This is a genomic window from Streptomyces sp. L-9-10, assembly GCF_004151105.1.
GTDB lineage: Bacteria > Actinomycetota > Actinomycetes > Streptomycetales > Streptomycetaceae > Streptomyces.
On the sequence record NZ_PHRF01000002.1, the window covers coordinates 1 to 208 of the forward strand.

At 53.4% G+C, this 208-nt stretch carries 1 rRNA gene; it reads left to right on the top strand.

The features are described from left to right. Positions 1 to 129: 129 nt before the first annotated feature. Positions 130 to 208 (top strand): 5S ribosomal RNA (gene rrf, locus CU044_RS00015); the annotation flags it as partial.

The following is a 208-nucleotide window of genomic DNA, read 5'->3' on the forward strand; positions in this document are numbered from 1 at the left end:
GTGACTGGTGGAGTTGACCGGTACTAATAGGCCGAGGGCTTGTCCTCAGTTGCTCGCGTCCACTGTGTTAGTTCTGAAGTAACGAACTGCCGTGTTGTCATCCGGAGTGGTTCGATATCTTCATAGTGTTTCGGTGGTCATTGCGTGAGGGAAACGCCCGGTTACATTCCGAACCCGGAAGCTAAGCCTCATAGCGCCGATGGTACTG